We start from the raw sequence: 20,776 nt of genomic DNA, 5'->3' as shown, positions 1-20,776 counted from the left end.
ACGTGCTGGTGGCTCAACACTTGGGCCGACACTACGCCCCCCAAGGTAGGAGTGCCCTGTGAGTTTTTGGCCCGAGCGCGCCCGGTAAACGGTGCTGAGGCGGGATATGCCGGGCGATGCTCGGACGAGCGAAACACCGTCGGCGGCCGGCGAGCCGCCGGATCAGCCTCCGAAAAGCCCGAAGACCCCGAAACCCACCACCATGCCGGCTGTGTTCGCGCAGGCGTTGACCACGTCGTTGCCCACCCACCGCCAGCCGGTGGACGGTGTTGTCGGTGCGCCGCAGTGCAGGGCGTCCTCGACCGTGGCGCCGCACGTCGCGCAGGTGAAGCGGGCCTGAACGCTGGCGCCGATCAGGGTGTCGACCAGCGAGCCGACGACTCCTGCCGCCAGGCCCACCGCCACCATCGCGAGCCCGCCGAACAGGGCGCCGAAGGCGCCGACGGCCAGCGCCCCCAGCACCGTTGCGCCCGAACCCAGCGGGGAGACCGCCCCGGAGGTGCCCTTGGGCACCCGTCCCCAGGTGCGCAGCGACAACGGCTCCCGAGAGGAGAAGCGGCCGATCTCCGAGGCCCAGGAGTCGGCGATGCCGGCTGCGATCCCGCCGATCGACACGGCGTACCAGAGCGGGTCACGGGTGAATGCGTAGCCGATCACCGGGACCAGCACCGGGAGGCCCGCGTTCACCGCGACCTGGCTCAGGGTGCGCATGCCCCCACTTCGGGTGGGCCGTCGATACGCGGTGAGCAGGCTGGTCAGTGAGAAGAACAACGCGGCCGGGATGATCCACGCCCAGCCGCCGAGGCCGACGGCCACCCCGGCGATCAGGCCGCCGGCCAGTGCGCCCGGCAGGTCCAGCCATCGCATCCGCAGCATGAACGGCACGATGGCGCAGCCGAATACCACCGCGGCCAGCCACCGCAGCCCGTCGTCGGTCGACAGTTCCCGTGCCACGTGCAGCAGTAGCGCAACCCACGGTGTGATCAGCAGGTTGTCCGCCGCCGGTAGCACCAGAAGTTCCACGGCTGCTGTGGTTATCGCGACGAACAGCGAAACCGACACCGCCATAAACGTATTCAGTTCAAGTCCGACCCGGCAGAACACCCACGAGACGGCGAAGGCGATGGCCACGAAGGCGACCGACCCCTCCAGGGAGCGCACCCCGCCACCGGCTTCGACTCGGTGTCTGCCGTAGCGGTCACCGATCAGCGCCGCGCCGGCGTCGGCCAGTCCCAGCACCACCACGCCTGCCGCGATGGCGACCCGGTCCGGCCAGAACGCCAGCACCGCGACCAGCGCCCCGGCGGCGAAGCCCACCAGTCCGTAGTCGCGGGACCGGGTGCCGTCGAAGACGCCGGGCACCGGGACCAGACCGCGCTCCACGATGACCGCCAAAGCCACCGTCGCGGCGGCCAGCACGCCCGCCACCACCACGCCGTGCGAGAGCTGGAAGGCCGCCAGCGCGGCGAACAGCCCGCACAGCGCGTGCGGGATCTTGCGGGTGACCAAGGGGCCGGCCCCCCGTCGTGCCAGTGCGCGCCCGACCACGATCAGGACCGCTGCGATCAGCAGAACCCCGCCCCCGGCGACGGCCAGGTCGTGGCTCACGGTAGCTGTCACGCAGGACTACTCATCGAAATCCAGCGGCACCCGCAGTGCGCTCAGGGTGGCGGCCAGCGCGTCGTATTGGCTGGTCAGCATGACGAATTCGATCAGCCGGGGACGATCCAGATGGGCAGCCAGCTGCGCCCAGGTGGCGTCCGAGAGCGTGCGGGTTCCCACCAGTTCGTCGACCCCGGTGAGCAATACGCGCTGCCGGTCGGTGAGCCCGTCCGCGCCGGGCCCTTCGAAGATCCGCGCCTGGGTAGCGTCGTCGAGGCCGACCGCCCGGCCCATCCGGCGATGGTGCTGCAGCTCGTATTGGCTGTCGCGCAGGTGTCCGACCCGCAGGATCACCAACTCGGTGTCGCGGTTCGGCAGCTTGCCGCCCCGCATCAGCACCCCGCCGAACGGCAGCCAGGACCACATCAATCGCTTGTGCTGGCCGAGTGTGGTGAACAGGTGTGCCCGGGGTACATGCTGGCGCAGGGCGATGACCTTGCAGACCAGCCAGTTGGCGACGCCGAGGTCGCGTAGGCCGGGGGAATCGGGGATACGAACAGTCACCGCTGTTGCTTTACCAGATACGGCGAGACAGTGCTGCGATGTTCGTTGAGATCCAGGTCACGGCCGAGCGCGGGGAAGGCCCGCTGCGGGCAGTTGTCGTGGTCGCAGACGCGACATCCCACCCCGATCGGGGTGGCCGGGACGTCGTGACCGGTGGCCAGATCCAGGCCTTCGGAGTAGACCAGCCGGTGGGCGTGGCGTAGTTCGCAACCGAGACCGATCGCGAAGGTCTTGTCTGGCTGGCCCCAGCGGGAAGCGCGGCGTTCGACGGTGCGCGCCACCCACATGTACTTGCGGCCGTCGGGCATCTCGGCGATCTGCACCAGGATCTTTCCCGGGTTGCCGAACGACTCGTAGACGTTCCACAGCGGGCAGGTGCCGCCGCTGGAGGAGAAATGAAAACCGGTGGCGGATTGTCGCTTTGACATGTTGCCGGCCCGATCGACCCGGACGAAGGAGAACGGCACACCCCGCATCGACGGCCGCTGCAGGGTGGACAGCCGGTGGGCGATGGTCTCGTAGCTGACGCGGTAGAAGGCCGACAGTCGTTCGATGTCGTAACGGAACGTCTCGGCGCTGTCGTGGAACTGCCCGTAGGGCAACACAATCGCCGCCGCGAAGTAGTTGGCCAGCCCAAGCCGGGCCAGCGTGCGGGAGTCCTTCGAGGTGAACTTGCCCTCTTCGACCATGGTCGAGATCTGGTCGTCGAACTCCAGGTAGGCCAGTTCGGCGGCCATCTTGAACACCCGCTGCCCCCAGGACAGGTGGTTGGAGATGTCCAGTGTCCGGGTTTCCGCGTCGTAGCGGTGCAGCACCGTCTCGCCTAGGTCGATCCGGCGGTTGATGTGCACGCCGTGTACCTCGGTGAGTCGATTGGCCAGCTCGACGGCCAGCTCGCCCTGGTGTCTGCGCATCCGGGTGGCCAGTTCCTCCGCGGCGGTGTCGAGTTCGTGCAGGTAGTTCTGGCGTTGATAGAAGTAGTCCCGGACCTCTTCGTGCGGCATGGTGATCGCGCCTGTGCCGCTGCCGTCGGAGAAGCGTTCCTCGGTGGCTGCGGCGAGTTGGGCCGTGGTGATGCGGTAGCGGCGGTGCAGGTTGACCATGGCGTGGGCCAATTTGGGGTGGGCACTGACCAATTCGGCCACCTCGGCCAGGTCAACGTCCATGTCGAGATCGCGGTCCATGGCGACCTCGCGCAACTCGGCGACCAGCCGGGTGTCGTCCTGGGAGGCGAAGAAGCTGGCGTCCACACCGAAGACTTCGGCGATGCGCAGCAGGACCGCCACGGTCAGCGGACGAACGTCATGTTCGATCTGGTTGAGGTAGCTCGGCGAGATCTCCAGCATCTGGGCCAGTGCAGCCTGGCTGAACCCGCGTTCGCTGCGCAGCTGGCGCACCCGGGCGCCGACATACGTCTTGGCCACCCAACCGACCCTACCTGCTGCGAAGGCGGCATTCGCATTGTTGGCATGGCATGATCCGCTCAGGGAAGACCACGGGAGCATCGATGCAGCAGATTCAGCAGCCGACCGGCCTGGCCAAGGTTTTGATGCCGGTGCTGGACCCACATCCCGACGTGTTCGACCGGCAGTGGCCGCTGCGGGTCGCCGACATCGACCGGCTGGGCCGCCTGCGGATGGACGCGGCCGCCCGGCATATCCAGGACATCGGCCAGGACCAGTTGCGCCAGATGGGATATGAGGCCACCCACCCCCTGTGGATCGTCCGGCGCACCATGATGGACCTGATCCGCCCGATCGAGTTCCAGGACATCTTGCGGGTGCGCCGCTGGTGCTCGGGCGCCTCCAACCGCTGGTGTGAGATGCGCGTGCGGATCGACGGGAAACGCAAGGGTGGTTTGGTCGAGGCCGAATCGTTCTGGATCAATATCAACCGGGAGACCCAGGGGCCGGCGCGGATGTCGGACGATTTCCTGGCCGCGCTGATGCGCACCACCACCGTCGACCGGCTGCGCTGGAAGGCCTACTTGAAGGCCGGTGGCCGTGAGGACGCCGACGAGATCCACGAGTACCCGATCCGGTTTACCGACATCGACCTGTTCGACCACATGAACAACTCGGTGTACTGGAGCGTGGTCGAGGACTACCTGTCGAGTTATCCCGAGCTGCTCGCGGCGCCGCTGCGGGTCACGCTGGAACACGACGCGGCCATCGCGCTGGGCGACAAACTAGAGATCGTCTCCCACGTTCACCCGGCTGGATCGACCGACAGGTTCGGGCCCGACTTGGTCGATCGCACTGTTAGAACGCTCACATACCTGGTGGGTGAAGAGGTCAAAGCCCTCGTCGCAATCTTCCCGCTGTAACACGTTCTAGTCAGTACGGGCGTACTGCTGAAACATGCGCTGACCTGTGTCGATATGTTACTGGCCGGTAGCTTTTGCGGCCGGTGTCGCGACAGGGCCTCCGCGCTATTCTTCGCAAACTTCGCATAACGTTCGTACTGTTTGGCCAAACTTGGCAATGAAAACCGGTGGACCTGGGCTGATGTGGTGTGTCAATGTCTTGTTAACACACCAGTGAATCCGTCGGGGTGTTGGCAAGTCCGATAAGCGGCCCGGCGATCGCGCGAACACGAAGGAGCCGCCATGTCGACCGTTGGCACGCCGAAGAGCCCCGAGCAGATCCAGCACGACTGGGACCACAACCCGCGTTGGAAGGGTGTCAGCCGCACCTACACCGCCGAGGATGTCGTCGCGCTCCAGGGCCACGTCGTCGAGGAGCACACCCTGGCCCGTCGTGGCGCCGAGGTGCTGTGGGAGCAGCTGCACGACCTGGACTACATCAACGCCCTGGGCGCGCTGACCGGCAACATGGCCGTCCAGCAGGTTCGGGCCGGCCTGAAGGCCATCTACCTGTCCGGGTGGCAGGTCGCCGGTGACGCCAACCTGTCCGGCCACACCTACCCCGACCAGAGCCTCTACCCGGCCAACTCGGTGCCGCAGGTGGTGCGCCGGATCAACAACGCGCTGCTGCGCGCCGACGAGATCGCCAAGGTCGAGGGTGACACCTCGGTGGACAACTGGCTGGCCCCGATCGTGGCCGACGGCGAGGCCGGCTTCGGTGGCGCGCTCAACGTCTACGAGCTGCAGAAGGCGATGATCGCCGCGGGTGTCGCGGGTTCGCACTGGGAGGACCAGCTGGCCTCGGAGAAGAAGTGTGGCCACCTGGGCGGCAAGGTGCTGATCCCCACCCAGCAGCACATCCGGACCCTGACCTCGGCCCGTCTGGCCGCTGACGTCGCCGACGTGCCGACCGTGGTGATCGCCCGGACCGACGCCGAGGCCGCCACCCTGATCACCTCCGACGTGGACGAGCGGGACCAGCCGTTCATCACCGGCGAGCGCACGAAGGAAGGCTTCTTCTACACCAAGAACGGCCTGGAGCCCTGCATCGCCCGCGCCAAGGCCTACGCCCCGTACGCCGACCTGATCTGGATGGAGACCGGTACTCCGGACCTGGAGCTGGCCCGCAAGTTCGCCGAGGGCGTCAAGGCTGAGTTCCCGGACCAGATGCTGGCCTACAACTGCTCGCCGTCGTTCAACTGGAAGCAGCACCTGGACGACGCGACCATCGCCAAGTTCCAGAACGAGCTGGGCGCCATGGGCTTCAAGTTCCAGTTCATCACGCTGGCCGGCTTCCACGCGCTGAACTACTCGATGTTCGATCTGGCCCACGGCTACGCCCGCAAGCAGATGAGCGCCTACGTGGAGCTGCAGGAGCGCGAGTTCGCTGCCGAGGAGCGCGGCTACACCGCCACCAAGCACCAGCGCGAGGTCGGTGCCGGTTACTTCGACCGGATCGCCACCACGGTGGACCCGACCTCGTCGACCACGGCGCTGGCCGGCTCGACCGAAGAGGGCCAGTTCCACTGAGTCGAGTGGCGCCAGCCACGAGGCGAGGTGGAACCGAAGGCGTGAGCCACTGAGTCGAGTGGCACCAGCCACGAGGCGAGGTGGAACCGAAGGCGTGAGCCACTAGGCCACTGACCTTGCCGCGAGCGTGCGCAGTTGTACGCCCTGACACGGCGTGTCGACGTACAGACACGCACGCTCGCGCCAGGGAAGCCAGGGAAGAGGTTTCCCGCGGTGGAAGTCGGATTGCACCGCGGGGGAGTTGACAGCACAGGCCCCGCCCAGCCAGCCTGGGCGGGGCCTGTTGCTGCCGTTGACTGAAAGGGAGACCGTGTCGATCCAACGAGTAGGTGTCATCGGAGCCGGGCAGATGGGCGCCGGAATCGCCGAGGTGTCTGCGCGTGCCGGCGTTGAGGTGAAGGTCTTCGAGACCACCGACACACTGGTCACCGCGGGCCGCAACCGGATCGTCAAGTCGCTCGAGCGCGGCGTGAGCGCGGGCAAGATCACCGAACGCGAGCGCGACGACGCCGTCGGCAATCTGACCTTCACCACCGACCTGGGCGACCTGGCGGATCGGCAGCTGGTCATCGAGGCCGTCATCGAAGACGACACCGTCAAGTCGAAGATCTTCGCCGAGCTGGACCGGGTGATCACCGACCCGGACGCCGTGCTCGCGTCGAACACCTCGTCCATCCCGATCATGAAGATCGCCGCCGCGACGGCGAACCCGCAGCGGGTGCTGGGGCTGCACTTCTTCAACCCGGTTCCGGTGCTGCCGCTGGTCGAGCTGGTCAGCACCCTGGTCACCGACCCCGCCGCCGCCGACCGCACCGAGGAGTTCGCCAGCGCGGTGCTGGGCAAGCAGGTGGTGCGCTGCTCGGACCGGTCCGGCTTCGTGGTGAACGCCCTGCTGGTGCCCTACCTGCTGTCGGCGGTCCGCATGCTCGAGTCCGGGTTCGCCACCGTCGAGGACATCGACAAGGCCATCGTCGCCGGCCTGTCGCACCCGATGGGACCGCTGCGGCTGTCCGACCTGGTCGGTCTGGACACGCTGAAGCTGATCGCGGACAAGATGTACGAGGAGTTCAAGGAGCCGCTCTACGCCGCGCCGCCGCTGCTGCTGCGCATGGTCGAGGCCGGCCAGCTGGGCAAGAAGTCCGGCCGGGGCTTCTACACCTACTGATCCGTTAGTGCGTGGGGCTCACGCCGAACGCGAACCAGCACGGCTTGCCCTCCATGGGCGAGTCGAACGGTGACGCGGTGCGGGTCAAGCCGCTCGGCGGTATGAGCGTGGGAACCCCGTTGAAGATCACGCAGGCCGAGTTGGTGATCAGGTCCTGTGGTGGGCGGTCACCGGGCGGGTTGTTCTGACCGTTCTGGCCGGCGGCGCGGGCTGCCTGGTCGGCGGCGTTCTGGGCCTCGCTGATGGCCCGATTGGCGATACCGGCTCCGCACGCCTGCGGGTCCTGCGGTTGTTGGCCCTGGTCGCCACTGGCGCAGGCATCCTGCCCTTGCCCGGGCGGCTGTTCCGGGTCGTCCGCGCTGGCCAGCGGCGGACAGCTGACGAATGCTCCGGCAGCGATCAGTGCCGACAAGACCGCTCTGGCGGCCAGCCGGTAGTCCGTTGTGGCCATGGTAAGGCACCTGCCTTCCCTCATAGGACATCGCATCACAACTGGTCGGTTCAGACGACCCGCTTGCGACGGTAGGAGCTTCAGTCCCGCAGAGATACAGGGATTTCCCTGGTAATTGGCGGTGCCCCGGGGCGAGGCAAGGTCAGCGGGCAGACCGGGTCGATACGTCGGTGTTGCGCGCTTGCGCATTGGTCGCTCGCCGCCACGGCAGTATCGGCGACGGGTGCGGGCCGGCGTTGAATTTCTCCAGCGATCCGCCCACCTCGACGATGCCGCACAGCGCATTCCAGGTCATCATCGTCAGGTAGTCGATCAGGTCGTCGGCGCTCATCCGCGGGTCCAGCAGCCAGGAGTGCGTGGCCAACTGCACGCCGCCGACGGTCATGTAGGCCCACGGCTCGACCCCGCGGGTGTCCATCCCGACCGCGTTCATGCGGCGCCGCAGCATCACCGCGAGCATCCGGGCGATGATGCGCTCGGAGTCGGCGATCACCTTGCTCTTGCTGGCCGAGCTGTTGGCCATCACGAACCGGTACGGCTCGGGTTCGTTGGCCACTGTCTGCACGTACACCCGGATGATCTCGCGGACCAGGTCGAACCCGTCCAGATTCGCCGACAGCGCCTTGGCCATATTCGGGATCAGCGTGGTCTGCGCGAAGCGCATCATCACCGCGGTGGTCAGGTCGTTCTTGTCGACGAAATACCGGTACAGGACCGTCTTGGACACGCCGATCTCCGCGGCGATCTCGTCCATGCTCACATAGCGGCCGCGGCGCCGGATCGCCTCGATCGTTCCATCGATCAGGTCGTTGCGGCGGTCGACCTTGTGCTGGTGCCAACGCCGTTTACGACCGTCGGTCTTGGCGGTGCCGGCCTGGAGCTGCTCTGCCACTATCGCGGATTCCCATTCCCTAGACGCAATAGATAATACGGGCTGGTGCAGCAAACTTTGTGGGCCGGTAACAGTTACCGGTGGTTTGGCGAGGCTCGCCAAAGACGAGACGAAGCTGGAACCGCCGCATATGCCCGACCGCCCGCGCAGATGGCGGATGATGGTGGGGTGGTGCATCCAGAGAACCAGTCGAGTTGGCCGGGTGCCGCGCAAACGGTGCAGTCGTTGGCGGAGTCGTTCGCCGGCGCCGATCCGGGCGCGGACGCGGTTCGGTTGCGTGATCTGCGCCGGATGAAAGTGGTGGCGCTGAGCTTCCTGCTCGGCGCCACTGTGGTCTTCCTACTGTGCCGATGGGCAGCCGCCCGCGGCCTGGAGGGCGGGGCCCCCGTCTGGGTGGGCTACGTCGGCGCGGCGGCCGAGGCCGGCATGGTGGGTGCGCTGGCGGACTGGTTCGCGGTCACCGCACTGTTCAAGCATCCGCTGGGCATCCCCATTCCGCACACCGCGATCATCAAGCGCAAGAAGGACCAGCTCGGGGAGGGGTTGGGCACCTTCGTGCGGGAGAACTTCCTGTCACCGCCGGTGATCGAGACCAAGCTGCGTGACGCGCAGATCGCCGGCCGGGTGGGTAAGTGGCTCTCGGAGCCGGCGCATGCCGAGCGGGTGGCCGCTGAGACCGCGACCGTGCTGCGGGTCCTGATCGAGATGCTGCGCGACGACGACGTGCAGGAGGTGATCGACCGGATGATCGTGCAGCGCATCGCCGAGCCGCACTGGGGTCCGCCGGTTGGCCGGGTTCTGGGCTCCCTGCTGGCGGAGAACCGGCAGGAGGCGCTGATCCAGCTGCTGGCCGACCGGGCCTTCCAGTGGTCGCTGAATGCCGGTGAAGTCATCCAGCGGGTGGTGGAGCGCGATTCGCCGACCTGGTCGCCGCGGTTCGTCGACCACCTGGTCGGTGACCGCATCCACCGTGAATTGATGGATTTCACCGACAAGGTGCGGCGTAATCCTGATCACGAATTGCGGCGCAGCGCGACCCGATTCCTGTTCGAGTTCGCCGACGATCTGCAGCACGACCAGGCGACCATCGCGAAGGCCGATGCGGTCAAGGAGCAGTTGATGGCCCGCGAGGAGGTCGCCAATGCCGCGGCCACGGCCTGGCGGACGCTCAAGCGGCTGGTGCTCGAGGGTGTCGACGACCCGTCCAGCGCGCTGCGGACCCGGGTGGCCTCGACGGTGGTTCAGGTCGGAGAGTCGTTGCGCGACAAGGCCGAATTGCGCGACAAGGTCGACAACTGGATCGTGCGGGCGGCGCAACACCTGGTGGGCCACTACGGGGTGGAGATCACCGCGATCATCACCGAGACCATCGAGCGCTGGGATGCCGCCGAGGCGAGCCGGCGCATCGAACTGCACGTGGGGCGGGACTTGCAGTTCATCCGGATCAACGGGACCGTGGTCGGCGCGCTGGCCGGCCTGGCGATCTACGCCATAGCTCAACTTATGTTCTGACCTGCGCTAGCAAGTGCTTGCAAAAGTTAGCACTGGGCCGTATCGTGGCACGTGTCAGCACTCGCCAGTCCACGAAAGGGGTCACCGGTGTCGCAGGATGACAAGCTCACCGCAGTGGTCTCCACGGCTGCGGCGGATATCGGTAGCTTTATTCGGTCCCAGCGCGAAGCCGCGCAGGTGTCCATGCGTCAGCTGGCCGACAAGGCCGGCGTCAGCAACCCGTATCTGAGCCAGATCGAACGTGGACTGCGCAAGCCTTCCGCTGACGTCCTCAACCAGATCGCCAAGGCCCTAAGGGTTTCCGCCGAGGTGCTCTACGTCCGGGCGGGAATTTTGGAGCCGAGCGAGAAGAGCGAGGTCCGTGACGCCGTCATTGCCGATGCAGCGATCACGGAACGGCAAAAGCAGGTTCTGCTCGACATCTACACCTCCTTCGTCCAGCAGAACGAAGCCGACGGTGAGGAGACGCCACCTGACTGATCCTCTGTCGTTCTCCTGACCGAATTACCTACGCACGATTTCAACCCGAAAGGAACCCGACATGGCCGAGAACCCGACCATCGAAGAACTGAAGGCCCCCCTGCTCGCCGCGCTCGGCGCCGCCGACCTGGCGCTGGCCACCGTGAACGACCTCGTCGCCAACTTGCGCGATCGTGCCGGCGAAGCCCGCGAAGACGCCAGCACCCGGGTTGAGGAGAGCCGCGCTCGCCTGAACAAGCTGCAGGAGGAGCTGCCCGAGCAGCTCGCCGAACTGCGGGAGCGCTTCACCGCCGACGAGCTGCGCAAGGCCGCCGAGGGCTACGTGGAGGCTGCCAGCGACCGGTACAACGATCTGGTGGCGCGCGGTGAGGCCGCGCTGGTGCGGCTGCGCAGCCAGTCCGGTCTGGACGACGCCTCGGCGCAGGTGGAGGGCTACGTCGACCAGGCCGTCGAGCTGACCCAGGAGGTGCTGGGCAACGTCGCGTCGCAGACCCGCGAGGTCGGCGAGCGCGCCGCCAAGCTGGTCGGCATCGAGCTGCCCAAGAAGGACGAGCCCGCGCCGGCTCCGGCCAAGAAGGCTCCGGCCGCCAAGAAGGCCCCGGCCAAGAAGGCTCCGGCCAAGAAGGCTCCGGCTGCTAAGAAGGCTCCGGCCAAGAAGGTCACCCAGAAGTAGTCGCAGTTCGACGCCCGGGACGGTGCCCGCCTAGGCTTGCAGCGTGATCGCTGCGAACCTGGTGGGTACCGTCCTTGGCGTTTTGCAGATCGCCGTCTTCGCGACGTCGGTGTACGCCTTCGTCCACGCGGCGATGCAACGCTCCGACGCTTACACCGCCGCCGACAAGCTCACCAAGCCGGTCTGGCTGGTGATCCTCGGGGTGTGCGGGCTGCTGGCATTGGTGTTGCAGGTGATGGGGATGGCGATCGCGGCCTGCGCGGCCGGGGTCTACCTGGTGGACGTGCGGCCCCGACTCCTTGAGGTCCAAGGCAAGTCCCACTAGTCCCATGCCGCGTGCGTTCGTCATTGCCGCCTTGGGTGCCGCGGCCGCGGTGCTGGGTGCGGCGCCGGCCACCGCCGAGACCGGGTTGTTCGGCTATGTCGACCACACCGAGTGGGTCAGCTACGACGGCCAGTCCAGCCTGCGGGTGTATCCGACTCCCGCTGCGCGGGCGGCGGCGCTGCGGCTCGACACCGATGCCGCGGGTGAACAGGCTTGGAGCGAGGTGCTCGCCAGCGCTCCCGATGCCGATACCCCCGGCATGCGCGACCAGTTCCTCTGCCACTTCAGCTATGCCGAGTTCGCCCGACCCGGCAAGACCAGCTGGAATCTCGAGCCGTGGCGCCCCGTCGTCGACAACGTGACGATGCTCGAATCCGGATGCAATCCTGGTGCCGCCGAGGAGGCTTTCTGATGCTCACCACCCGATGGGACCGCGACCGGGTGGCCAAACTGGTCGACCACACCCTGCTCAAACCCGAAGCCACCGCGGCCCAGGTGGTCGCCGTCGTCGCCGAAGCCGCCGAGCTCGGTGTCGCCGCGGTCTGCGTATCGCCGTCCATGGTGGCCATAGCCGCTGGAGCCAACCCCTCCGGCGTCCCGATCGCCGCGGTTGCCGGCTTCCCGTCCGGCAAGCATCTGTCGGTGGTCAAAGCTCAGGAGGCGGCACTGGCCGCCGCGGACGGAGCGGCCGAGATCGACATGGTCATCGATGTCGGCGCGGCACTGGCGGGTGATTTTGCCGCGGTGGGCGGCGATATCGCGACCGTGCGCGCCGCGGTGCCCCAGGCGGTGCTCAAGGTGATCATCGAATCCGCCGCGCTGCTGGAGTTCGCCGGCGACGCGGCTGTGGTCGCTGCCTGCCGGGCCGCCGAAGACGCCGGCGCGGATTTCGTGAAGACCTCCACCGGATTCCATCCTTCCGGCGGGGCAAGCATGCACGCGGTGTCGCTGATGGCCGACACCGTCGGTGGCCGGTTGGGGGTCAAGGCCAGCGGCGGTATCCGCACAACGGCGGACGCGCTGGCCATGATCGAGGCCGGGGCGACTCGGCTGGGGTTGTCCGGCACGCGGGCGGTGCTCGACGGCCTGGGGTAGCGCGGCTTGGGTGACTACCCAAGCCGGCAGAGCGCCGATAACCTTTGCGGCTATGCCCGATGTGCGTGGTGCGTTCGCCGACGCCGCGCGTGCGCGCGAGCAGAATCTAATGCAGCGTCTCGCCACCGCGGTCGAGGTGGATCGGACTTTCGCCGAGGCGCTGGGTGGGGCCTGCCGAAAGGCGGCGTGGGGGCGCCGGCGCCTGGACGCCATTGAGGTCGAGATCAGCGACGTCGTGGCCCGACGAGGCGTACTGGGCTTGGACACCCCCGCGGGCGCTCGGCAATTCCAGGCCTTCCTGGCCACCAAGGCCAGGGAGATCCATCGGGTGGTGGACGAGGTTTCCGCTGACAGTGCGAGCAGGACGGGGACGCTGCGGTCGCTGCGGTATCCGCTGGGTGACGGCGCGCCGCTGTCTCCCCCGATCGATACGCGCGGTGGCCAACACCGGTGGACCGCCAACGATCTCTACCCTCATGACCCGACCGCCGCCGACGTGAAGCAGGACAGCGTCGGGGACTGCTATCTAGACGCCACCATGGGTGCCATCGCCAACGCCAACCCACAGTGGATTAAAGATCGCATTCAGTTCGACGACCAGACGGGGACTTTCGACGTCACCCTCTGGGACGGGCGGGAGTGGAAGCATATCGGCGTCACGCAGGCCGACATCGACACCGACATCAAACACAACGGCGCGAGCTGGCTCGACAATGGCCGGCCCGATGCGGCGTTGTGGCCGACGGTGCTGGAGTCGGCGTACGCGAAACTCAAGTACCCGGGCCGGGATCTCGCCGACGCCCTCGGCAACGACGCGGGGATCGGGCAGGGTGGCTACGCCAAGGATGCGATGGAGGCGCTGACCGGCAACCGCGGCACCGTGATCAACCCGCAGAACGTCTGGTTCACCAATCAGCATATCGACCAAGCGATTTCCGGGGCGTTGGCCAATCATCAGCCGGTGACGATCTCGACTTCTCCTGAGGGAGCACCGTTGACGCAAAGTCATGTCTATGTGGTCGAAGGCATCAGCGGTACCGGCAGCGACGCCATGGTGACGCTGCGGAATCCCTGGGAAACCAATACCGGCACGCCGATCGACACCCCCGATGCGCTGGTCACCGTGCGGCTCGGCGACCTGATCGGGTCCGGGCTGCCCGGTCCCCTCGGCACGCACCCGATGGCGGGCGTCAACATCGGTTCACTCGGATGAAGGCAAGCAAGGCGATGGTGATAAGCGCAGCGGTGGTCATGGGAGCCGTCACGGTCCTTGCCGGATATGCCTTCTGGCACTACCGAAGCGCTGCACCGCCCGCGCTGGGTGACATTCGGGTGTACGCCCAGAGCGCCGACATTCCCGTCACATCGGTGCCCGATCACGCCGGCGCCGAGAAGCAGTTGCGCGAATTCGCCGACGGCATAGCGCCCGGCTACCGGGTGGCCGACGAACGGTTTCTCGCATCCGGTGTCCCACTGGTGTGGGATGCGTTGCGGCACTTCGTCGGGCCGGAGCTCGCGCCGTCCGGCTACGCGCTGACGGCGGATGGTTTCGCTACCGACTTCGCCATCGAATACAGCGTGTACGGGCACAACGGCGGGCTTCGGCGTTGGTTCAACGACGACCTGATCCTGGTCGCGGGCTTCAATCGCACCCCGGGATCCGACGCGGCCGACACCGACGCTTACCTCTACGGATACTTCCGGCTCGCCCGGAACTGACGCGTTACAACGAGTCGAAGCACTGGCTCGACGACGACCCCTGCTCGATGGCGGCATTCTGGGTCGAGAATTTCACCACCACACCGGAATCGGTGACTTGCACGCTGTCGAGGTGTATGCCCAGCGGAAGATCATTCGTCACTTTGGCGGTGAGTTCGTCGAGGCGGCGCTGCACGGTGTCGGTGTCCAGATCATGCCCCAGCGCCTCCAGGTCGACCACCTGCAGCGACAGCCCGTTGTTCACCAGCTGCGGCTTGACGGTCGCCTTGTTGAGCAGGCCCTTGAGTTGGACGGTGCCGGCGCCCGGATCGGCGGTGACACTGCCGGTGACGATGCTGCCGATCATCGGAACAACGTCTTGAATCGACTGCTTGATGCCGTCGGCCGGCCAGGTGATGGTGCCGTCCAGTGATCCGATGGTGCCCTTCGAGGCTGAAGCGTCTGAGTCCTTCTTGTCCTTGTTCAGCTTGACGTTGCGGATGTCCAGGTCGAGCTGCATGCCCTTGGCCTGCCGGATCTGGTTGCCTGCGGTCTTGACCGAGATGTGGGAGTACTCGCCGTTGAAGTACTGGGCCAGCACCGGGGGAGTGGTCCCGAAGGACACGGTGGCGCTGTCCTGCGCCTCGCATTGGACGGCGTCGGCCACCAAGGTGTTCGCGCGGTGGCGGGCGTAAAGCTCACCGCCGAGCATTCCTACCAGTGCTATTGCGAGCACCGCGGTCAAGGCCAGCATGATCGCCGGCAGGCCGGAAAACCGATGTGTGGGTCCGGGTGCGCTCATTGTGCAAGGTTACAGATGCTCGAAGCAGGGGTCATCCGTCCGCGGAATCGAGGCGTTGTGGGTGGAGAACCGCGCCACCACGCCGGTGTCGGTGACCTCAATGCCGTCGGCGCGTAGACCGAGTGGATAGCGCTTCGTAAGCTCCGTGGCGAACCTGTCCAACTCGGGCTGCAGCGATTCACGGGGCAGGGTCAGGGCGCCCAGGCCGGTCAGCTTCTGCACCTGCAGGGACAGGCCTCCGTTGACGACTTCGGGTTTGACCACAACGGTGGCCAGACCGAATGCACCCCGCAGCTCCACGGTGCCGTCGGCCGCGTTGGTCTTGAGGTCGGAGACCAGGTTGCCCAGGATCGGCACCATGTTCTGGACGGTCTCTTTGATGCCGGCCGACGGCCAGGTCAACGTCGCTTGCAGGGAACCGATGGTGCCCCGCGAGTCGCCGCTGCCGTGCAGATCGACATCGGAGATGCTCAAGTCGGCCGTCATCTGCTTGGCGTCTTTGACCTGATTTCCCGCGGTGTGGATGGAGATATTGGTGTAGTTGCCGGTGATGTGCTGCCACAGGAACGGCGGCGTCACCCCGAACGAGGCACTCGCCTTGTCGTTCACCACGCACTCGGTTGCCTTGGCCACCTTGCTGTCGCCGATACGGCGAGCGATCAGCTCGGCGCCGATCAACCCGGCCAGCGCCAGCGCGATCACTGTCACCAAGATCAGCACCAGAGCCAGCGGGTCACGCAGTACCGAAGCCGACCGCGACGGGGCAGCCGGGGCTTCGATCACGGTGGTGGGCGCCTCGCCGGCAGGTGCCGGAGGCGGCTGCGGCACCGGGTCGGTGGGCGGCGGCACGGCGCCTTGCGCGGGCGCCGGGGCCTGCGGCGGCACCGGAGGTTGTGCAGGTGCCGCGGGAATCCGGGTGGTGGCCTCTTCACGCCGACCCGCCGGCATCTGCTGGGTGGGCGAGGCGGACGGTTCCGGCGGACGGGGCGGCGTAGCGCCGCCTTGGGGCTCGGGCTGGCCGGTGGGGCGAGCCCAGGGTGACTCGTCTTGGGGAGGTCCGGGCGGATTGCTCACCCGCGCGATTCTGCCTTACCGACCTGAAGGAAGGCCGCACGATTGCCCAACACGGCCAGCGTCCGGCGGGCGGCGGAGACCGCGTCGAGGTCGACATCGCTGACCAATAGCTGCGGCGCGGCACCGGCTTCGGCGATCACCTCACCCCACGGTGAGGTGATCATGCTGTGGCCCACTCCGGTCGGCGCGCCGGAGGAATCCGCCGGACCGCCCGGGTCGGCCTGCCCGACCGCGACGACGTAGCTGGTCGAATCCAGCGCCCGAGCCCGGGCCAACAGCTCCCACTGGGACCGTTTCCCCGGGCCGGCGCCCCACGAGGCGCCGACCGCGATCAGCTGCGCGCCGCGGTCGGCCAGCTCGGTGTACAGCGCCGGGAATCGGATGTCGTAGCAGGTCGACAGTCCGACACCGACGCCGTCGACGTCGATCACCACCGGCTCGAATCCCGGTGCCACCGTGCGTGATTCGGTGAAACCGAAGGCGTCGTACAGGTGGATCTTGTGATAGTGCGTGTCGGTTCCCGGGCCGACGGCCAGCAGTGTGTTGGCGACGCGTCCATCAACGGCCGGGGTGAACATCCCCGCGACAACGGTGATCTGAGCTCGCGCGGCGACTGCGCGAACCTGCGTGGCCCACGGCCCGTCGAGCGGCTCGGCAACCGGGCCCAGCGGTACCCCGAACCGGCACATCGCCGCCTCCGGGAACACCACCAGCGACGCCCCCTGCTCGGCGGCCCGCTCGGTGTAATCGGTCACCAGTTGCAGATTCGCGGCCGGGTCGGTGCCGCTGAGTATCTGCGCACACGCAATCCGCATGGATCCAGCCTATTCCGTCGGTGTTGCGCCGCCGCGCCTCAACCACGTCGCGGTGAACCGTTGCTCGGTGGTCATCAGCTCGGCCAACTGCCCGCCGATGAAGCTTTCGATCTTGCCGCCCACCAGCGGGATATCGACCTGCACCGTCGCGGTCAGTCGCAACTCACAACCGCCGGCCGCCGGCGCCAGCACCGCGTCGCCGGACAGCTTGGCCGGTGCACCGACGACCTTGCCGGTCACCTGGGCGTGGGCCTTCCCGTCGTGCACCGGACGCCATGTCTCATGCCGTGCCACGTCCAGGTTGCCGGGATGGAACTGGGCCGCCAGCGCGGGCAACTTCTCCCGGTGAATGCCCTGGGTGGTGGCGACGTCGACGCCGCCATCGGGGCCGACGGTCATCGAGTCCAACGCCACGACATCGGCTCCGGAGTCGGCCAGCCGGGCCCGCCAGTAGTGCTCGTCGGCGAAGACTGCGTACACCTGCTCGACGGTTGCCGGGTAGTGCTCGGAGAGCGTGAATGTACGCGGCATAGCTGGTCACGCTACCGTTACCGGCCGTGGCGGGTTCCGAGTTCGCGGGCGCGCGTGTCGCTGAGGCGGTACCGCTGGCGCCGTTGACCACCCTGCGGGTGGGACCGGTCGCCCGACGCGTCATCACCTGCACCGACACCGAGCAGATCGTGGCAACGCTGGGCGAACTCGACACGGCCGGTGACCGCCCGCTGCTGCTGGCGGGGGGCTCGAACGTGCTGATCGCCGACGACCTCGAGGACCTGACCGTGGTGGTGCTGGCCAATGCCGGCATCACCATCGACGGCAATCTGCTGCGGGCCGAAGCGGGCGCGGTCTGGGACGACGTCGTCGCGTACGCGGTCGCTGCGAACCTGGGCGGGCTGGAGTGTTTGTCGGGCATTCCCGGCTCGGCCGGCGCCACCCCGGTACAGAACGTCGGGGCCTACGGTGTGGAGGTTGCCGACCGCCTGACCCGGGTTCTGCTGCTGGATCGACGCACCGGCGAGGTGCGCTGGACACCGGCGGCCGAGTTGGGGCTGGGCTACCGCACCAGTGTGCTCAAGCACTCGGATGCGGCGGTGGTGCTGGAGGTGGAATTCGAACTGGACGCGGGCGGGCGCAGCGCGCCGTTGCGGTACGGCGAGTTGACCGCCGCGCTGCAGGCCGCCGACGGCGAGCGGGCCGACCCGGCTGCGGTCCGCGCTGCGGTGCTCGCGCTACGGGCGGCAAAGGGCATGGTGCTCGACGCGAGCGATCACGACACCTGGAGTGTTGGCTCGTTCTTTACCAATCCGGTAGTGCCCCAAGACGTCTACCGCACCCTGGCGGATCGGGAGAGCGGCTCGGTGCCGCACTGGGACGCCCCCGGCGGCGTGAAGTTGGCGGCCGGTTGGCTGGTGGAGCGGGCCGGTTTCGGCAAGGGCTATCCGGGTGTGGGGGCGACTGCCCGACTGTCCACGAAACATGCGTTGGCGTTGACCAATCGGGGCGGCGCCACCTCCGCCGACATTGTGGGCCTGGCTCGCGTCGTGCGGGACGGGGTGCACGAGGCGTTCGGCATCACCTTGCATCCCGAGCCGGTGCTCGTCGGGTGCGCGCTGTAAACCAGGTGTAAGCAGCATCGCAGGTGGTCAGGCGGCTGGGCCGGTATCTTGGAATGCCGTGACCCTGAACCGGCGACGTGCATTGGCTGCGCTGGCTGCCGGGGTTGTGGCGCCGACCACTCTGGCGGGATGTTTCGGCCGGCCCGGGACGAGCGCCGAGAAGGCGCCGCAGTCTGCGCCCGCCCTCACGTTCGAGCCCGCCCTGGAACACGGAACGGTGGCCGACGTGCTGCCCACCGCTGCCGTCGCCGTCACGATCCGCGACGGCTGGTTTCAACGGGTTGCGCTGACCAGCCCGTCCGGCAAGGTGCTCGCCGGGACCTTCAATCGGGAGCGCACGCGCTACACCGTCACCGAACCGCTGGGCTATGACTCGGTCTACACCTGGAGCGGGTCGGTGGTGGGCCACGACGGCAACGCCGTGCCGGTCACCGGCAGCATCACCACGGTCGCGCCCACCGCCGTCATCGATGGCGGCTTTCAGCTGGCCGATGGCCAGACGGTGGGGGTCGCCGCGCCGGTGATCCTGCAATTCGACGGACCGGTCGCCGACAAGGCTGCTGTCGAGCGGGCCCTGACCGTCGTCACCGAGCCGTCGGTGCAAGGCGGCTGGGCCTGGTTGCCCGACGAGGTGCAGGGCGCCCGGGTGCACTGGCGCAGCCGCGACTATTTCCCGGCTGGAACCACCGTCCGAGTGAGCGCCAAGCTGTACGGCCTGGCGTTCGGCGACGGCGCCTACGGGGCACAGGACATGTCGCTGGACTTCTCTATCGGACGGCGTCAGCTGGTGCGCGCCGAAGTCTCCTCGCACCGCATACAGGTGATCCGCGACGAGGGCGTGATCATGGACTTCCCCTGCAGCTACGGGGAAGCCGACAAGCCGCGCAACGTCACCCGCAACGGCATCCACGTGGTGAGCGAGAAGTACGCGGACTTCTACATGTCCAACCCGGCCGCCGGCTACAGCAACATCCATGAGCGCTGGGCGGTCCGCATCTCCAACAACGGCGAGTTCATCCACGCCAACCCGGCCAGTGCGGGCGCTCAGGGCAACACCAATGTCACCAACGGCTGCATCAACTTGTCCACAGACGACGCCGAGCAGTACTTCCACAGCGCGATCTACGGCGACCCCGTCGAAGTGACCGGCAGCTCGATCGAGCTGTCATACGCCGACGGGGATATCTGGGACTGGGCGGTGGACTGGGACACCTGGGTCTCGATGTCGGCGTTGTCGAATTCCGAACCACCCCGAACCTCGCTGCCCAGCACCGCGCCGGCCACCCCGACCGACGCGCCGACACTGTCGGGCACGCCCACGACTACGACGAGCCCGAGTCCGCCTAGTCAGCCCGGCGGTTAGCCCGGGTCGCCGATGCCTGGTCGCGGGGACGGATGACGATCTGGTCGAGGTCGACGTGTGGCGGCCGGGAGGCCACGAACCCGATCACCTCGGCGATGTCGGCCGCCGTCAGCGGGGTCAGACCGGAATAGACGGCGTCGGCCCGCTCCCGGTCCCCGCCGAAACGCACCAGGGAGAACTCGGTGTCCACCATCCCGGGGGCGATCTCGGTGAGCCGCACCGGCTTTCCCAGCAGTTCGCCCCGCAGCGTGCGGTGCAGTGCGCTCTGGGCGTGTTTAGCTGAGGTGTAGCCGGCGCCACCGTCATAGATCTCGAACGCCGCGATCGAGGTCACCGTGATCACCAGGCCGTCACCGGAGGCGACCAGTTTCGGCAGCAACGCGCGTGTCACATGCAGGGTGCCCAGCACGTTGGTCTCCCACATCCAGCGCCAGTGATCGAGGTCGGCCGCCTCCACCGATGCCAGGCCTTTGGCTCCGCCGGCATTGTTGACCAGCACATTGATCGAACCGGCGACCTGGTCGCACGCCTCGGCCAGTGCGTCGACGGCGACCGGGTCAGTGACATCCGTCACTACCGCGGTACCGCCGATCTCCTCGGCCAGCGCGGCGAGCCGATCGGCGCGACGAGCCACGACGATGACGTGAAAACCTTGTCCGGCAAGAGTTCTCGCGGTCGCCTCGCCGATGCCCGAGCTGGCTCCGGTGACCACGGCAATGCGCTGATCGCGCGCAGATGTCGTCATCGCCACAAC

General features: G+C 67.4%; 23 protein-coding genes. 13 read left to right on the top strand and 10 right to left on the bottom strand.

The genetic code is table 11. The annotated features are described in order from the left end of the window. Nucleotides 1–162: 162 nt before the first annotated feature. Genes ACJH5R_RS03720 through ramB form a run of 3 tightly spaced genes read right to left on the bottom strand, consistent with a single transcriptional unit; the run spans nucleotide 163 to nucleotide 3,590 of the window. Nucleotides 163–1,620 (bottom strand): DUF92 domain-containing protein, encoded by a 1,458-nt coding sequence (locus ACJH5R_RS03720; RefSeq protein ID WP_406756473.1) that lies wholly within the window; start codon nucleotides 1,618–1,620, stop codon nucleotides 163–165. A 6-nt stretch (nucleotides 1,621–1,626) separates the two neighbouring features. Next, nucleotides 1,627–2,166, bottom strand: a complete 540-nt coding sequence (locus ACJH5R_RS03715; RefSeq protein ID WP_406756472.1) for a carboxymuconolactone decarboxylase family protein — start codon at nucleotides 2,164–2,166, stop codon at nucleotides 1,627–1,629. Beyond that, nucleotides 2,163–3,590, bottom strand: a complete 1,428-nt coding sequence (gene ramB / locus ACJH5R_RS03710) for an acetate metabolism transcriptional regulator RamB (RefSeq protein ID WP_406756471.1) — start codon at nucleotides 3,588–3,590, stop codon at nucleotides 2,163–2,165. The genes ACJH5R_RS03715 and ramB overlap by 4 nt, the downstream gene beginning before the upstream one ends. A gap of 83 nt (nucleotides 3,591–3,673) precedes the next feature. Between ramB and ACJH5R_RS03705 the strand changes: the two genes are divergently transcribed. The 3 genes from ACJH5R_RS03705 (at nucleotide 3,674) to ACJH5R_RS03695 (ending at nucleotide 7,226) form a co-directional block, all read left to right on the top strand. After that, nucleotides 3,674–4,492 (top strand): acyl-ACP thioesterase domain-containing protein, encoded by an 819-nt coding sequence (locus ACJH5R_RS03705; protein ID WP_406756470.1) that lies wholly within the window; start codon nucleotides 3,674–3,676, stop codon nucleotides 4,490–4,492. Nucleotides 4,493–4,774: 282 nt separating this feature from the next. Continuing rightward, nucleotides 4,775–6,061, top strand: coding sequence for an isocitrate lyase (gene aceA, locus ACJH5R_RS03700; RefSeq protein WP_406756469.1), 1,287 nt, complete (start codon nucleotides 4,775–4,777; stop codon nucleotides 6,059–6,061). Nucleotides 6,062–6,371: 310 nt separating this feature from the next. After that, nucleotides 6,372–7,226: a 3-hydroxybutyryl-CoA dehydrogenase gene (locus ACJH5R_RS03695; RefSeq protein ID WP_406756468.1), complete on the top strand. Its 855-nt coding sequence runs from the start codon at nucleotides 6,372–6,374 to the stop codon at nucleotides 7,224–7,226. A gap of 4 nt (nucleotides 7,227–7,230) precedes the next feature. On the opposite strand, the gene ACJH5R_RS03690 is transcribed toward ACJH5R_RS03695, so the two are convergent. Together ACJH5R_RS03690 and ACJH5R_RS03685 are read right to left on the bottom strand one after the other, a co-directional pair. Further along, nucleotides 7,231–7,677: a hypothetical protein gene (locus ACJH5R_RS03690; RefSeq protein WP_406756467.1), complete on the bottom strand. Its 447-nt coding sequence runs from the start codon at nucleotides 7,675–7,677 to the stop codon at nucleotides 7,231–7,233. Nucleotides 7,678–7,819: 142 nt separating this feature from the next. Continuing rightward, nucleotides 7,820–8,569: a TetR/AcrR family transcriptional regulator gene (locus ACJH5R_RS03685; protein ID WP_406756466.1), complete on the bottom strand. Its 750-nt coding sequence runs from the start codon at nucleotides 8,567–8,569 to the stop codon at nucleotides 7,820–7,822. A 150-nt stretch (nucleotides 8,570–8,719) separates the two neighbouring features. On the opposite strand from ACJH5R_RS03685, the gene ACJH5R_RS03680 reads away from it, so the two are divergent. The 8 genes from ACJH5R_RS03680 (at nucleotide 8,720) to ACJH5R_RS03645 (ending at nucleotide 14,373) form a co-directional block, all read left to right on the top strand. Further along, a complete protein-coding gene (locus ACJH5R_RS03680; RefSeq protein ID WP_406756465.1) occupies nucleotides 8,720–10,081 on the top strand; it encodes a DUF445 domain-containing protein in 1,362 nt (453 codons plus the stop codon). An 87-nt stretch (nucleotides 10,082–10,168) separates the two neighbouring features. After that, entirely contained in the window at nucleotides 10,169–10,561 is a 393-nt protein-coding gene (locus tag ACJH5R_RS03675) for a helix-turn-helix domain-containing protein (RefSeq protein WP_406756464.1), read from the top strand. A gap of 61 nt (nucleotides 10,562–10,622) precedes the next feature. Next, a complete protein-coding gene (locus tag ACJH5R_RS03670) occupies nucleotides 10,623–11,234 on the top strand; it encodes a heparin-binding hemagglutinin (RefSeq protein WP_406756463.1) in 612 nt (203 codons plus the stop codon). A gap of 43 nt (nucleotides 11,235–11,277) precedes the next feature. Beyond that, on the top strand, nucleotides 11,278–11,559 hold the full coding sequence (locus tag ACJH5R_RS03665) for a DUF2516 family protein (RefSeq protein WP_067966687.1): 282 nt from the start codon (nucleotides 11,278–11,280) through the stop codon (nucleotides 11,557–11,559). Between the two features lie 4 nt (nucleotides 11,560–11,563). Further along, nucleotides 11,564–11,971, top strand: coding sequence for a DUF2599 domain-containing protein (locus tag ACJH5R_RS03660; RefSeq protein WP_406756462.1), 408 nt, complete (start codon nucleotides 11,564–11,566; stop codon nucleotides 11,969–11,971). After that, nucleotides 11,971–12,654, top strand: coding sequence for a deoxyribose-phosphate aldolase (deoC, locus tag ACJH5R_RS03655; protein ID WP_406756461.1), 684 nt, complete (start codon nucleotides 11,971–11,973; stop codon nucleotides 12,652–12,654). The genes ACJH5R_RS03660 and deoC overlap by 1 nt, the downstream gene beginning before the upstream one ends. Nucleotides 12,655–12,706: 52 nt before the next feature. Beyond that, nucleotides 12,707–13,867, top strand: coding sequence for a DUF4226 domain-containing protein (locus ACJH5R_RS03650; RefSeq protein WP_406756460.1), 1,161 nt, complete (start codon nucleotides 12,707–12,709; stop codon nucleotides 13,865–13,867). Beyond that, nucleotides 13,864–14,373, top strand: a complete 510-nt coding sequence (locus tag ACJH5R_RS03645; RefSeq protein WP_406756459.1) for a hypothetical protein — start codon at nucleotides 13,864–13,866, stop codon at nucleotides 14,371–14,373. The genes ACJH5R_RS03650 and ACJH5R_RS03645 overlap by 4 nt, the downstream gene beginning before the upstream one ends. A 4-nt stretch (nucleotides 14,374–14,377) precedes the next feature. On the opposite strand, the gene ACJH5R_RS03640 is transcribed toward ACJH5R_RS03645, so the two are convergent. From ACJH5R_RS03640 to ACJH5R_RS03625, 4 genes are all read right to left on the bottom strand, one after another. Next, entirely contained in the window at nucleotides 14,378–15,154 is a 777-nt protein-coding gene (locus ACJH5R_RS03640) for a DUF2993 domain-containing protein (protein ID WP_406756458.1), read from the bottom strand. 9 nt (nucleotides 15,155–15,163) lie between these two features. Continuing rightward, on the bottom strand, nucleotides 15,164–16,102 hold the full coding sequence (locus ACJH5R_RS03635; RefSeq protein WP_406756582.1) for a DUF2993 domain-containing protein: 939 nt from the start codon (nucleotides 16,100–16,102) through the stop codon (nucleotides 15,164–15,166). Between the two features lie 122 nt (nucleotides 16,103–16,224). Then, complete coding sequence (locus ACJH5R_RS03630) at nucleotides 16,225–17,043, bottom strand: carbon-nitrogen hydrolase family protein (RefSeq protein WP_406756457.1); 819 nt, start codon at nucleotides 17,041–17,043, stop codon at nucleotides 16,225–16,227. A 9-nt stretch (nucleotides 17,044–17,052) separates the two neighbouring features. Then, nucleotides 17,053–17,574 (bottom strand): DUF2505 domain-containing protein, encoded by a 522-nt coding sequence (locus ACJH5R_RS03625; protein WP_406756456.1) that lies wholly within the window; start codon nucleotides 17,572–17,574, stop codon nucleotides 17,053–17,055. Between the two features lie 26 nt (nucleotides 17,575–17,600). On the opposite strand from ACJH5R_RS03625, the gene ACJH5R_RS03620 reads away from it, so the two are divergent. Together ACJH5R_RS03620 and ACJH5R_RS03615 are read left to right on the top strand one after the other, a co-directional pair. After that, nucleotides 17,601–18,659, top strand: coding sequence for a UDP-N-acetylmuramate dehydrogenase (locus ACJH5R_RS03620; protein WP_406781331.1), 1,059 nt, complete (start codon nucleotides 17,601–17,603; stop codon nucleotides 18,657–18,659). Nucleotides 18,660–18,675: 16 nt separating this feature from the next. After that, a complete protein-coding gene (locus ACJH5R_RS03615) occupies nucleotides 18,676–20,022 on the top strand; it encodes an Ig-like domain-containing protein (protein ID WP_406781366.1) in 1,347 nt (448 codons plus the stop codon). Here the strand turns inward: ACJH5R_RS03615 and ACJH5R_RS03610 are convergent. Beyond that, the gene (locus tag ACJH5R_RS03610; RefSeq protein WP_406781330.1) at nucleotides 20,003–20,767 is read right to left on the bottom strand and encodes an SDR family NAD(P)-dependent oxidoreductase; all 765 of its coding nucleotides are present in this window, start codon (nucleotides 20,765–20,767) and stop codon (nucleotides 20,003–20,005) included. The genes ACJH5R_RS03615 and ACJH5R_RS03610 overlap by 20 nt on opposite strands. Nucleotides 20,768–20,776: the final 9 nt, after the last annotated feature.

The sequence above is a fragment of the Mycobacterium sp. SMC-19 genome (assembly GCF_045310815.1).
Taxonomy (GTDB): domain Bacteria; phylum Actinomycetota; class Actinomycetes; order Mycobacteriales; family Mycobacteriaceae; genus Mycobacterium.
The sequence above is the reverse complement of the archived record's forward strand: the minus strand, read 5'-3'. Positions and strand labels throughout refer to the sequence as shown.